We start from the raw sequence: 12346 nt of genomic DNA, 5'->3' as shown, positions 1-12346 counted from the left end.
TGTTGGTCGGTCCGACAGGGCCCTCGAGGGCTATCCTGTGAACCAAGTCACAACTGTAAGCGCTTGCACTGAATAAATCCAGTGTTTAGGGAAAGGCCTGAAAGCTAGCTCGCGGGCACCAAGGCGGTGGGTGAGGGTGTCTTGAGGACCTGAAGAACCGGCCCGGGCAGGCCGGTGGCAGGGTCCAGTTCGAAGGTGGCAACGTCGCCCGAGCGCTCGTGTGCCACGTGCAGCCACTGGCCGCGGACCAGGTGGTGCCGCGGCCAGTTACCGCCGCTGGCGATGTCCTTGAGCGGCGAGAGAACGGCGCCGCTCGGGCCGACCTGCAGGACGCTGATCAGGTTGGAGCCACGGACTCCCACGTACACATATTCGCCGCCAGGCCCCAGGCAGATCTCCGCTGCGGAATCGCCCGGCAGCGCGCCGCCGGACGTTGCTGGCCCGGCGTTCAGCAGCGTGAACCTGCCGTCTTCACCGGCCGCCACCACAAAGGCCTCAATTGAGTATTCCGACACCACAAAGACGCTCCCGCTGGAGTGCTGGACGAGGTGGCGTGGCCCGCTGCCTTCCGGGAGGACGAGCTCGTGATCCGGCGTTAGCCCTTCGCCGGGGACGTAGTTCCAGATCCGCAGGGTGTCGTGGCCCAGGTCGGTGGTCATGATCCGGCCGTCGGCGAGCATCAGGCTCGCGTGCGCCCGGCTTTGCCTTGGCTGCTCGGCGCTGGTGCTGTGGCTTTCGCTGTGGTGGGGATCCACCGACGGTGCGGCCTGGAACCGCCCTGTTATGCCGCCGTCGTGGTCCAGTTCGTAAAGCAAGACCTGTCCGTCACCCCAGCACGCGGCAATGAGGAAGCGGCCCTCGGGGTCAACGGCGACGTGGCAGGTCGCAGCGCCGGCAGGCTGCGGTTCACCGATCGGTTCCAAGCCAAACTCTCCCGTGCGCCGGAAGGCCCGGACCATCTGGCGCTGCTCGGCGACGGCGTAGACCACCGGCAAGGTGGGGTGCGCGGCAACAAACGACGGCGAATCTGCCGTTACTGCCGTCCCCAGCCATTCGAGCGTGCCGTCGTTGTTGGCCGCGATGGCGCCGATTCCGTCTGCCTGGCCGCCGCCGTCGGCTGTGTACGTGCCGGTCCAGATGAGGGTCTGCTGCTGCGCGGAAGTCATGGGGTCCATCCTGCCAACATTTGGCTTCTGCGGCTGGATTGCGACGTCAGTTAGCATGGGAGTTCCAGTCAAGGCAGAAGGAGGTGAGTGAGATTACCGCTTCATCAGTTTCGGGTACTCCCTCACCCTGCCGTTCGGGCCGCCAGGCTTAGATGACGCGCGGAGTGCCCCCTCGGCTCACCGAAAGGCGTCCCCATGCCAGCTCCTGAACTATTTTCTGATTCCCTCACGTTTGCCCATGTTGTCTCTGCGCTGCGGGCAGCAGGCTGCGTTTTCGCCGAAGATGAGGCCCGGTTGCTCCTGTCCGAGGCCACCAGCACCCTTGAACTGGCCGGATGGGTGGATCGCCGCGTTGCCGGTGAACCCCTGGAATACATCCTCGGCTGGGCTGAGTTTTGCGGACTCCGCGTCGCGGTGGATCCCGGCGTTTTTGTGCCACGCCGGCGCACCGGGCTTCTCGTCTCCGAAGCGGTGACGCTTCTGCAGGAACGTCTCGCAACAGTTGGTCTCACAACGGTTGGTCTCACGACGGAAACCCTCACCGATGCGGCCGGCCCGCCGGCCACGCCAAGCACGCCAAGCACGCCGCGCCTGCCGCAGTCGCCGCCCCCGCCGCCCATGGCTGCAGGAATTCTTGTGGATCTGTGCTGCGGTTCAGGGGCGGTTGGGGTCGCGATTGCTTCCCGGTTACCCGGTGTGGAACTTCACGCCGCGGACATTGACCCCGTGGCCGTGAGCTGCGGGCGCGTGAACATCGCACGGGTTGCGGGGCAGATCTATCAGGGCGACCTGTACTCGGCGCTGCCTTCCAAGATCCGCGGGCGTGTTCGGCTATTGGCCGTGAACGCTCCGTATGTGCCCACTGGCGCGCTGCAGACCATGCCGCCTGAGGCCCGGAACTACGAGCCCCGCGTCTCGCTCGACGGCGGCGCCGACGGGTTGGACCTGCACCGGCGGGTGATTGCGGAGGCCGCGGATTGGCTGGCTCCTGACGGGCACCTCCTCATCGAAACGAGCGAACGGCAGGCGGCCGGAACCGCCGCGATAATGGACGCCGCGGGATTCGCCGCCCGGACTGTCCACTCGGATGAACTGGACGGCACCGTCGTCATCGGCGCAGCGCCGCAGAGTGGTCTGCTCGCGTCCGGACTCCTACTTTTCTAGGCCTTCCCTACCCAGGTCCCCGGTTTGCCTTCAAGACCCCGGCTCAGCTGTCCCGATCATCTGTTGCATCATTTGGGATCGATCCTCCGGTGCTGATCGTTGAGTTCGGCGCGAGGGCCATCTTCGTGCGGGTCGTACTGTTCCATGCCTTTGCATTCTTGCCCGCGTCGTCCGCCAGCGAGCCCGCCAGACCTGGTCGCACGCCGGACGGCCCGCAGACTAAACGCTGGTGGCAAACCAGGCGGCCGCCCGCATACCAGGCACCGCGCGCCAAGCTGCCCGCAAATCAGGCACCGGTCGCACGCCAGGCGCCGGCCGGTGTCGGCTCATGCCGGCTCGGCTTTTGTTCGGGCAGTGCCGTTTGTTGCCGCGCGCGGGTTATTCGCGGGGTGGTGGTGGGGGTTTGAAGTAGTGGTTTTGTTGGGGTTTTTGGGTGGGGTCGATGTGGGGTGGGGGTGTGTACCAGGGGACGTCGTTTTGGGTGGTGATGGTCCATTGTTCTTTGTGGACGAGGTGGTGGTGGTGGGTGCAGAGGAGTGCGCCGTTGCTGATGTTGGTGGGGCCGTTGTGGGACCAGTAGGTGATGTGGTGTGCTTCGCACCAGGGTGCGGGGGTGGTGCAGTTGGGGAAGGTGCAGCCTTGGTCGCGGGCGGTGAGGGCGGTGCGTTGGGCGGGGGTGAAGAGCCGGGTTTTGCGGCCGAGGTCCAGGATTTCGCTGTGGGTGCCGAGGAGGGCGGGGATGATGTCGGCGTCGCAGGCGATTTTGCGCAGGGTGGTGGCGGCGACGGGGCCGGTGAAGACGAAGTTCCCGGTCCCGGTGGCTGTTTCCTCGGGCCCGGTGTCGGTGCGGGGGAAGAGGTCTTGGTAGTTGATGGTGGCGATGATTTGGGGTCGGTTCCCGCCGGTGGTGGGCAGGGTGTTGGTGCTGAGGCCGGCTTTGATGGCGCCGATGATGCCGTCGAGTTGTTTTTGGGATCTGGTGCGGCGGTCCAGGTCTATCTCGTTGTCCTGCCAGATGTCCCCGGCCCCGGTGCCGGTGTCGGTCCCAGTTGTGTCTGGGCTGGTGGTGCGGGGGTTGGTGGCGGTGTTCATGACGGTGAGGAGGTGTTCGTATTGGTCGGTGGTGGCGAAGATTTCGAGGTGGTGGAGGCCGTGGCGGGGTTTGCGGATGAATGCGCCCTGGGTGTGGCGGAGGGTTTCTTCGCTGGGTTCGGTGCCGTCGGCGTCGAGGGTGTCGGCCCAGCGGCGGGCGACGCGGGTGAGGAAGTCGGGGTCTGCGGTGGCGGCGGTGCGGGTGAGGTCTTGTTCGATCCGGGCGAGGGTTTCGGGGCTGGTCTGGTGTTGGAGCCGGTTCAGGGTGAGGCTGATGATCGTCCCGGCCCGGGAAGACACCGCCGGGCCAGCTAGGGACACGCCCGGCCCGCTCCCGTCAGCGTCCGCGTCCATGTCCGGGTCAGTGTCGGTGTCGGGGTGGCTGTCGGGTGCTGGGCTGGTTGTTGGTGCCAGTCCGGTGGCGAGGTGTTCGCGGAGCGGGGGTGTGGTGTCGCCGGTGAGGGTGGTGGCGGGCAGGACGCAGTGGGCGAGGTGGAGGCGGCGGCGGGCTTCGCTGATGCCGATCCGGAGCGTGATCCGGAGGAATTCTTCGGTGTTTTTGCACCCGTCATCGGCCGGTGATGTGGGAACGGTGCGCGCGGGGACCCGTGCCGTGATGCCATCCGTGGCTGTGTTGCCAGTGGTGGTGGTGTCAGCGGTTGTGGTGGCGGGCCAGGCGGTGTCGGTTTCGTTCAGGGTTTCGGTGCCGTTGTCCCAGCCGGTGATCCAGGACCGGGCGGATCTGGTGCGGGCTGTTGTTGCGGCGGTGATGGCTTGGGTGCGGGTGTGGTCCACGGCGCCGGCGCTGAGGATCTGCAGGTATTCCACGGTCCGGGAGAGTTCCTCGGCCATGCCGGCGTATTGGGCGGCTTCGGGGTAGTCGGCCATCGCCAGCGCGCCAGGCGCGGCCAGGGCCGCGGCGTTCACCACCGCGATGGCCTGCAGGAGTGCGGCGGCCCCGGCCCCGTACCCGCCGGATGCGGGAGCTTCGGCGGCTTCAACGCCGGTCGCGGGTGCGGCAGCCTCAACGGCCCCAGCCGTTTCGGCAGCTTCAGCGAGCCCGGCAGCCTCCGTAAACGGGGCAGCGCATCGGATGCCCGGCCGGTCAGCCCGGTCGGCCCGGGCACCGCCGCCGAAATCGCGGCCGCTGGAAGCACCCCCAACAGGTAAATCAGCACGCGTGCGCAGGCCGGCTTTACCGCCGTGCCCCGCGCGCTGAACCCTAAGAGCTTCCATAGGAACACTCTTCCAGAGGGGTACGACAATTAAGCCCCACACCGATTCCGGCCCGGAGAACCAGCCTGCGGGCCGCGAAAAACAGGGGCGCAACTGGCCCGGCGCCGTCGTCGAACGTCCGAGTCCTGGAAGCGCCCCCAACAGGCGGTTCAGTGCGCGTGAGCAGGCAGGCGTGACCGCCGTATCCATCGCGCTGAACCCTAAGTGCTTCCATGGGAACACTCTTCCAGAGGGGTACGACAATCAAGCCCCGCCCCGCCTCCGGGCCCAAGAACCAACGGCGAGCCGGGCTACTTACCCGGGCGCCGCCGTCGAAAGCTCCATGCGGCTCAGCCCTCGGCGGGAACCGGCAGGCGTCAGCACGGCAGTTGAACCGCTGTGCTCCGCTTGCCGACCCGCAATGGCCTCCATAGGAAGGGGGTACGACCTCATTTAACGGGCAGGCCCCGAACACGTGTCGATCCCGCAGCCGGTGTCCGGCCGCTCACCTGGGAATGGAGTCAAACACCGAGGACATCATCGCCGACATTTTGATGGTGGTCACCACGAAGCTGAGGAAGACGACCCCGATCAGCACCCAGACGGGCGCGAGCCCCCGCCCCGGAGCAACCTTGGCAACAATTACCGAGCGGCCGATCACGTACACCGCGCCACTGAGGAAGCTCCACGCCCAGTGGAACGGCCTGGTGACGCCGTCGCGCTTGAGCCGTTCGCTGTCGAAATAGGCCAGCAGAACAGTCGCCGCGTAGGTCAGGAAGCCCGAGAAGACGAGGAGGAAATAGACCGGCGTGAAGATCGACGACGGGTCCACCGTTGGCCTCTGCTGACTTCCGACGTAAATGACACGGAAATCCGGGTTCCAAAACAGCAGCAGCGCCATAGTCAGCAGCGGGAGCAGCGTGATCGTCCAAATGAGCGGGTTATAGACCGGTGTTTCGCGGCTGATGAGTGGTCGTTGGGGCGCGTATGGCGTATTTGCGTACGGATTGGCGTACGCAGTCGGAACATGCGGCGTGCTGAACTGGTCGGTCCACGCCGCACCGTCCCACCACCTGAACCGCCCCGTCCCTGCAGGATCGGGGTACCAGCCTGGAGGAACGACGGGGGCGCCGTCCGAAGTGCTCATTTTTGCTCCACCAACCGTCCCACGCCTCGCGCAACTCACGTACTATCTGACACTCATCACAGCACTCATTCAGCCCTTTGGCGAGAGGGAACAGGGAGCTGCCCTTTGGGCTCCCGACATGTGCCGTGCGGCGTTGCTGAGCGTCCGTTGCGCCGATCAGCGGAAGCGCGGACGATGATTCCATGAGCGTAAAGTCGGCGAGCGAAAAGCCCAGTCCTTCACGACGCCGGAAATGGACTATCGCGGCGGCCGTAGCAGCGGTAGCACTCGTGATTGGGTTTGTGGTGTTCAAGCCGTGGCTGCTTTTTGTGGACGTGAGGGTGGACGAACAGCTCCCCATCGTTGCCAGCGCTCCCGCGCAGGCACAACCGACGCCGCCTACGCCTCTGAGTTCAACGGCGGGCACATCGACGCCGGGCACCCCACCATCAACAACCACTACGCCGACACACACTCCCGCGGGTCCGGTACAGCTTGCTGCGGGTACCCTGATCAGCCATGAACACACCACCACGGGCACTGTCCGGATCGTTCAGCAGCCGGATGGTTCCAGGGTGCTCACCCTGGAGAACTTGGATACATCCAACGGACCGGATGTGCACGTCTGGTTAAGCGCAGCCCACGTGGTGGAAGGGACGGCCGGGTGGTTTACGGCCGGCTCGGCGGACTACTACGACCTCGGCATGATCAAGGGAAACCAGGGTAATCAGGTGTACCAGATTCCCGCTGAGGTGGACCTCTCGAAGTATCCCGCAGTTGATCTGTGGTGCGTCCAGTTCAGCGTGTCGTTCGGGGCTGCCGAGCTGGTCACCTGAGCCCACATTTCGCGGCATTGACGTGAAACGCCGCCGGCCGCCGCGTCCCCCAAGGATCGCGACGGCCAGCAAGGTCAATCAGTTGTAGCACAGTTCCGGCGGGGGTCCTTCTACCTGCAGTAGAAGCTGCGTAACTTTTCGACCGGAACCCGGGGATCAGTCCCGCTTGGGATCGACGTTGGTGGCCGCGCCTGCCGGGGTCGCGCCGCCTTCGTCGGACCAGTCCTGGCCCGTGGCGTCGTTCAGCGCGGGGTCCGAATGAACATCCGAGGTGCCCAGGTTGACGGTTTCCGGGTGCGTGCTGTGAGCCGGGACGTGGTCGCCGGTGCCGGGCGCGCCGGTGGAGGCGCCGACGTCGGACGTTCTGGCTTTGCCGTTGCTGGACGCGGTGTCGTGGTGCATGGCTGAGCCGATCACGGTTCCGGCGCGGCGGGCCGCCTCACCCAGCTGGTCCGCCACCTCCGGAGCCTTTTCCTTGATGGCTTCCGTGGCCGCCGCCACCTTGTCCTGGACTGGCTTGCTGTCCCAAAGACCCGCTGCACGGGCCTTCAGCTTGTCGTAAGCCGCCCGGCCGGACCGCGATCCCAGGACGTAGCCTGCGGCGATCCCAATACCCAAAAGAAGTTTGTTTTTCATGATGAACTCCTGCTCCGTGAGAAGGTTTCAATCCGGTCCAGTGGCCGGGGGAATAGAAAACCGGCCCGGGGATATTCTCCCCAGGCCGGTCTCCTGGCTGGCGCCGCAGTTAGCTACGGACGCTGCGCTTGGTGACCATGCCGTAGACGAGCAGTACGATGACCGCTCCGCCGATGGCCAGCAGCCAGGTCTGCAGCGAGAAGAACTCCTGCAGGCCGGTACCGAAAATCATTCCGCCAATCCAGCCGCCGAGGAATGCTCCTACGACGCCCAGGAGCAAGGTGATGAAAATGCCGCCACCCTGCTTGCCCGGGAGGATCGCCTTAGCGATCGCACCAGCAATAAGGCCGAGAATTAGAAATGCAAAAAAACCCATTTTGTCGTTCCTCTTCCTTCATAAAGGAGGTACCCGGATCCCGGGGACGCTTAACCCTTCTGCCCCAATAGTAATCATGCTTACTATCGATTTGCCAACCCCATGGTTCGGAAAAGGGCCACTCCAAGCATGGTTCAGTGCCCAGTTGAGTCCGAGTCGTTGCCCGCGCCGGGACCCTCGTCCAGGATGGCTAATTCCGCTAGATCCTGCGGATCCAGGACGAAATCGAACACGTCCAGGTTCTCCCTCATCCGCTCCGGATCGCCCGACTTTGGAATCACCACAAGTCCGTTCTGAATATGCCATCTCAACACGAGCTGCCCGGGCGTTTTGTCGTACTTTTCACCCAGTTGGGAGAGCAGCGGGGCGCCCAGCAAGCTCGCCCCGGAACCGCCCAGCGGGCTATACGATTCGGTAACAATTCCGTGCCTGGTGTTGAACTCGCGCTCGGCCACACGGGTGATGGCGGGGCTCAGCTGGATCTGGTTCACCGCCGGCACCACGTCCGTCTCGGCCAGCAGCCGCTCCAGGTGGGCCGGTTTGAAGTTGGAGACGCCGATGGACCGGACTTTCCCCTCCGCCTGGAGCCGCTCGAAGGTCTTCCACGTCGAGATGAACTCATCACGGGAAGGGAGCGGCCAGTGGATCAGCAGGAGATCCACGTAGTCCAGCCGCATCCGCTTCAGCGACCCCTCCAACCCCGCCGCAGCCCGGTCGTGGCCCTGGAACTGGCCATCCAGCTTGGTGGTGACGAACATTTCGCTGCGCTCCACCCCGCTGGCCCGGATACCGTTGCCCACACCTTCCTCGTTGCCGTATTTCACGGCCGTATCGATGTGCCGGTACCCGGCTTCCACGGCACTGACGACGGCGGCAGCCACCTGATCGTCGTCCAGCGGCCAGGTGCCGAGCCCCAGCTGCGGGATGCTGTAACCGTCATTGAGCTTGATGAGCGGTGAAAGAGTCATTTCAACAGTCTCTCGTGCTTTCGCCCTTCCTAGCCCTCGAATGCCCGGAGAATATTTCCGGCGTTGTAGCCGAGCACCGTCCGGGCTGCGTCAGATACCTGGTCCGGCTTCTTCTGCTGGTCCAGGAAGTCCGCGAAACGCCCGATGGCCTGCGCCGCCTTGGTGGTGTCGCCGTCGTCCACTGCCTTCAGGGCCTGCTGCACACTGGCTGTCAGCTGGCTGGCCACTGGTCCCGAAACGTCGCCGGATTCAACCAGGCCGGCGAGGACCTGCCCCAGGGCCTGCACACTGCCCGGCGTCCACGCCGCGCGGAGCGGCACGTTGCGGAAGTCCATGTCAGAGGCGAAGTAGAAGTCCGTGTAGGACGGCTGGTTGTAGGCGGTGTTCTGGCGGGCCACCTCGGCGCGGTACTGCGGATCGTGCATCAGCGTGTACAGCTTGTGCGTGGTGACCTCGGTGCTGACGTACATCCGCAGCGCCGAGCTGTCAGCAGTGCGGACCAGCATCTCCTCACGCCAGTCACCCACGACGTCGGCCACCAGGCTGGGGGTGCCCTTGGTGCCGTTGTTGGTACGGGTACCCCCGGCGGTCAGGAGCCGGCCGCGCTTCCAGTCATCGATCGTCGGGGTCTGGTCGCCGGAGCCGTTCACGATCTGGGTGGTCATGTCGGCCGCCCACTTGATGCTCATGTTGGTGCCCGGCGCGGTCGCGGAAAGCTTGTCGCCGTCGGCCGACTGCATCCCGATGGCCCAGTTCTCAATGCCGGGCACGGACGGGTCAACATCGCCGATCATGCCGCGGCCGGTGTCCTTGCCCGAGTAGGCGCCGAACAGCACCTCACCCGTGGCGGCGTCGCGCATCGCGTAGCCGTAGGGCGCGTAGATGCCGCCCTCGTGGACCGAGAAGATCTCCTTGCCCGGACGCGCCGGGTCGATGTCCGTCACGTGCATCGCGTCGCCGTGGCCCAGGCGGGCCTCCTCGCCGGGGGTGGCGCTCTGCGGTGGCATCGTGTCGAAGGAGCTGTAGAGCAGGGAGCCGTCGTCATCGATCGTCGCGGAGCCGTAGACCACTTCCTGCTTGCCGTCGCCGTCCACGTCGGAGGCGCTGAGCGAGTGGAAGCCCTGCGTGGTGAGCTTGCCGAACACCGGATCGGTGCCGTCGCGGCCGTGCGGGCCGTCGTTGAACGGGTTGGTCATCGGAGTCCAGCCGGAGTCGACGTTCCAAACGGGGCTGAGGTCAGTGCCGTCCCAGGTGTAGCTGGCCAGCGTGGTACGGGTGTAGTAGCCGCGCGCAAACACGGCGGCGGGCTTCTTGCCGTCAAGGTAGGCGACGCCGGCCAGGAACCTGTCCACGCGGTTGCCTGGTTCGATCCGGGCCATGGCGTAGTCGCCCCACATCAGGCCGTCGTCGTGGCGGTCCGGCGTGAACTCAACCGTCTTCAACTCCTTGCCGGTGGCACCTTCGAAGACCGTCAGGTATTCGGGGCCGGAGACGATGAACCCTTCAAAGGCGCGCAGGTTGTTCCGCGCGCTGCGGGACGGGGCGTAGACGGCCATGAAGTAGTCGGTCACAGCCTCGGCGTCCGTCCGCGACAGCGGGTACTGGTACTGCGGCGCGATGCCGAATGCCTCTTCCAGCGTGGCCGGCCAGTTGCCCGCCTTGACCTCCGGGTGGTCGCTCCAACCCTGGAACGTCTCCACCATGTGCTCGTAGTAGTCGGCGGCGCTCATCCGGTAGTCGTCGCCGGTGGCGTAGCCGGCGTCGAGGTCTTTCTGGAGCAGCGGGACGAACGACTCCCCGGCCACCGAGCCGTCCGGGTTGTAGGAGACGGTCTTGGTGCCGGGCGCCGTCTTGAACATCATCTCGGCACGGCCGTCGCCGTCGAAGTCGTTGACCAGCATCTGCGTGTAGTGGGCGCCGGCCCGGATGTTCACGCCCAGGTCGATGCGGTGCAGCAGGGTGCCGTCGGCCTGGTAGGTGTCCACGTAGGTGTTGCCGGTGTAGCCCACCTGCGAGACGTCCTTGGCGTTGGACGGGTCCCACTTGACCACAAACTCGTACTGCCCGTCGCCGTCCACGTCGCCCACGCTGGTGTCGTTCGCCGCGTAGGTGTAGGCCTCGCCGGCGGGGGTGACGCCGTCGGCCGGCTTCTTCAGCGGGATGTCCTTGAAGTTGCCGCCCCAGGACCTGGCCATGGCACTCCGGTCCAGTTCAACGCCCCCGACGACGGCACGTACGTCATATTCCGAGGCTGCGGTTCCGCCAGCGTCGAGGTAGTTCGTGCTGTCTGTGACCGTTGCCAGCTTCTGTCCGTCGCGGTACACCGCAAAGTCGGTGCCGGTGAGGCCGGTCGCCGTGGACCCGGTTGCCTCGTGGCCCAGGAGGCGCCAGCTCAGGAACACACCCTCCGACGTGCCGGCGGCAACCAGCCCGCGGTCCAGGTGGTCCAGCTGGACTCCCGCCGTGGCGGGCTTGGGGGAAGGTTCGACGGCGGCTGCCGGGGTGGTGAGGCAGCCAACGGTCAGTGCCAGTCCGGCCGCGGTGGCCACCGAAAAACGGCGCACCGATTTCCTGCTCGGATTCATCAGTGAATCCTTTCAATTTCGTGATGGGAAAACGCTTCCCCAGTAACTTAGTGGTGGTGGGCGCCACAAATCAAGCCTTGCGCCGGGTGCAAAACCAGAGTATTTAGAACGTTGTAGAAATTGGTCCGGCTACACTTCCCAAGGCCGCCGTACGGGCGTGGGAATTCAGGCTGATTCGCGGATGACCAGTTCCGTGGGGATGGTGATGGCGGCGGGCTTCTTGCCGTTGATAACGTCAAGGAGCAGCCGGACCATCTCTTCGCTGATGCGGTCGAAGGGCTGCCTCACGGTGGTCAGGGAAGGACTTGCCTCCTGGGCTGCATTGATGTCATCGAAGCCCACCACCGCCACATCTTGCGGTATCTGCACCCCGGCTTCGCGCAGCACTTCCATGGCGCCCAGTGCCATGAGGTCGTTGCCGGCAAAGACGGCGTCGAGGTCCGGGGCGCGGTTGAGCAGTTCACGCATGGCCTTCGCCCCGCTCTCCCGGCTGTAGTCGCCATGGGCGATCAGGGCTTCGTTCAGGTCCGCGCCCTGGTCGGCGCGGTACGCTTCGAGGCGCCGGATGCCGCCGGAAGTGTCCTGCGGGCCGGTGATGGTGGCGATCCGCTTGCGGCCGCCGTCGCGCAGGTAGCGCAGGAGGTCCCGGGCGCCTTCGTAGTCGTCCGCCGCGACGTAGCCCATCTTCTTTTCGAAGCCCAGGGGTACGCCACAGGCGATGGCCGGAACGCCCGCAGCGATGATGTCCGCGATGATGCCCTTCCTGCTTCCGTGCGAGGAAACCAGCAGGACTCCGTCGACGTGACCGGAAGTGAGGAAGTCGGTGGCGCGGCGCTGCTCGTCGTCGGTGCCGGCCATGATGAGGACCAGCGGGATGTCGTGCACGGCCAGGGCGTCCGCCGCGCCCCGCATGAGTACCGCGAAGTTGGGGTCCTCGAACAGCCGGTCATGCGTTTCGGTCAGCAGGAACGCCACCGAGTTGGCCCGGTTGGTGGCCAGGTTCCGGGCGTGCGGGTTGACGCGGTAGCCCGTCTTTTTGATGGCTGCGTTGACGGCGGCCAGGGCGGACGGGCTGACCCAGTGCCCACCGTTGAGGACACGGGAGACCGTTCCGCGCGACACGCCTGCTTCGGCGGCCACATCGTCGATCTTTGGCCGCGGCCGGGGGGTGGGTTGAGTCAT

General features: G+C 65.6%; 10 protein-coding genes. 2 read left to right on the top strand and 8 right to left on the bottom strand.

From position 1 onward, the window contains the following. Positions 1-104: 104 nt before the first annotated feature. The gene (locus ABV518_RS07335; RefSeq protein ID WP_367766218.1) at positions 105-1166 is read right to left on the bottom strand and encodes a lactonase family protein; all 1062 of its coding nucleotides are present in this window, start codon (positions 1164-1166) and stop codon (positions 105-107) included. Positions 1167-1361: 195 nt separating this feature from the next. On the opposite strand from ABV518_RS07335, the gene ABV518_RS07330 reads away from it, so the two are divergent. After that, positions 1362-2330 carry a methyltransferase gene (locus tag ABV518_RS07330; RefSeq protein WP_367766217.1) on the top strand — a complete coding sequence of 323 codons (969 nt, stop codon included), beginning with the start codon at positions 1362-1364 and terminating at the stop codon, positions 2328-2330. Between the two features lie 378 nt (positions 2331-2708). On the opposite strand, the gene ABV518_RS07325 is transcribed toward ABV518_RS07330, so the two are convergent. Continuing rightward, positions 2709-4658 (bottom strand): DUF222 domain-containing protein, encoded by a 1950-nt coding sequence (locus tag ABV518_RS07325; protein ID WP_367766216.1) that lies wholly within the window; start codon positions 4656-4658, stop codon positions 2709-2711. Positions 4659-5142: 484 nt separating this feature from the next. After that, positions 5143-5784, bottom strand: a complete 642-nt coding sequence (locus tag ABV518_RS07320; protein ID WP_367766215.1) for a DUF2510 domain-containing protein — start codon at positions 5782-5784, stop codon at positions 5143-5145. Positions 5785-5966: 182 nt separating this feature from the next. On the opposite strand from ABV518_RS07320, the gene ABV518_RS07315 reads away from it, so the two are divergent. After that, complete coding sequence (locus ABV518_RS07315) at positions 5967-6599, top strand: DM13 domain-containing protein (protein WP_367766214.1); 633 nt, start codon at positions 5967-5969, stop codon at positions 6597-6599. A 156-nt stretch (positions 6600-6755) separates the two neighbouring features. Here ABV518_RS07315 and ABV518_RS07310 read toward each other — a convergent pair whose 3' ends face one another. The 5 genes from ABV518_RS07310 to ABV518_RS07290 form a co-directional block, all read right to left on the bottom strand. Beyond that, positions 6756-7235, bottom strand: a complete 480-nt coding sequence (locus ABV518_RS07310; RefSeq protein WP_367766213.1) for a hypothetical protein — start codon at positions 7233-7235, stop codon at positions 6756-6758. Positions 7236-7344: 109 nt separating this feature from the next. Beyond that, positions 7345-7611, bottom strand: a complete 267-nt coding sequence (locus ABV518_RS07305) for a GlsB/YeaQ/YmgE family stress response membrane protein (protein WP_367766212.1) — start codon at positions 7609-7611, stop codon at positions 7345-7347. A gap of 134 nt (positions 7612-7745) precedes the next feature. Beyond that, positions 7746-8579: an aldo/keto reductase gene (locus ABV518_RS07300; RefSeq protein WP_367766211.1), complete on the bottom strand. Its 834-nt coding sequence runs from the start codon at positions 8577-8579 to the stop codon at positions 7746-7748. Between the two features lie 29 nt (positions 8580-8608). Beyond that, a complete protein-coding gene (locus ABV518_RS07295; protein WP_367766210.1) occupies positions 8609-11164 on the bottom strand; it encodes a rhamnogalacturonan lyase in 2556 nt (851 codons plus the stop codon). A gap of 165 nt (positions 11165-11329) precedes the next feature. Further along, on the bottom strand, positions 11330-12346 hold the full coding sequence (locus ABV518_RS07290; protein WP_367766209.1) for a LacI family DNA-binding transcriptional regulator: 1017 nt from the start codon (positions 12344-12346) through the stop codon (positions 11330-11332).

The organism is Arthrobacter sp. HS15c (assembly GCF_040812005.1).
Lineage (GTDB): Bacteria > Actinomycetota > Actinomycetes > Actinomycetales > Micrococcaceae > Arthrobacter.
The sequence above is the reverse complement of the archived record's forward strand: the minus strand, read 5'-3'. Positions and strand labels throughout refer to the sequence as shown.